A 728-nucleotide genomic window follows, 5' to 3' on the forward strand; every position below is an offset into this window, starting at 1 on the left:
GGGGCTGACATAGATAGCTAGGAAAGGCTATTTTTGTCAGATGGTTAAGTTCAGGCGCCGGAGCAGGCTTCCGGTAAGCATTCAGACCGAGCTTTTGAAGTATTTCTGCGCGGGCGCAACAGCCCGTTCGGCAGCCGAGTTGACCGGCGTGAACCGCAACACCGCGATCCTGTTCTTCCACAAGCTCAGGGAGGTCATTTTCGCGGAACTGGCGGCAGCGGAGCCAGGCCTCATGAGCGGCGAAGTTGAGGCTGACGAGAGCTATTTCGGTGGACGCAGGAAGGGCAAGCGGGGACGTGGCGCTGCGGGCAAGGTTCCGGTTTTCGGGCTCCTGAAACGGGGCGGCAAGGTTCATGTCGTGGTCATCCCAAATGCCCGAACCGAAACGCTTTTTCCGATCATCAGGGACAAGGTGAGGCCCGATTCCATCGTCTATACCGATAGCTTCGGAGCCTATGACGTGCTGGACGTTTCCGAGTTCCATCACGTCCGGATCAACCACTCGGAACTCTTTGCCGAAGATGCCAACCACATCAACGGTATCGAGAACTTCTGGAACCAGGCGAAGCGGCATCTGAGGGGCTACAACGGCATTCCCCAGCAGCACTTCCACCTCTTCATCAAGGAGTGCGAGTGGCGCTTCAACCATCGTCCCGTTGCCAATCTCGTCAGCGTCCTGCAAAACTGGTGGTTCAAGTAAAACTGAAAACGCTATCTATGTCAGCCCC

1 protein-coding gene is annotated in these 728 nt (G+C 56.6%); it reads left to right on the forward strand.

Going from position 1 to position 728, the window contains the following annotated elements; all coding sequences use genetic code 11:
• Nucleotides 1–40: 40 nt before the first annotated feature.
• The gene (locus tag ACVNHC_RS24490; protein WP_457169899.1) at nucleotides 41–700 is read left to right on the forward strand and encodes an IS1595 family transposase; all 660 of its coding nucleotides are present in this window, start codon (nucleotides 41–43) and stop codon (nucleotides 698–700) included.
• Nucleotides 701–728 lie beyond the last annotated feature (28 nt).

The sequence above is a fragment of the Pannonibacter sp. Q-1 genome (assembly GCF_054073275.1).

Excerpts from the sequence above, each read along its gene's own strand:
- ACVNHC_RS24490 (WP_457169899.1), top strand. The coding sequence starts at position 41 with ATGGTTAAGTTCAGGCGCCGGAGCAGGCTTCCGGTAAGCATTCAGACC.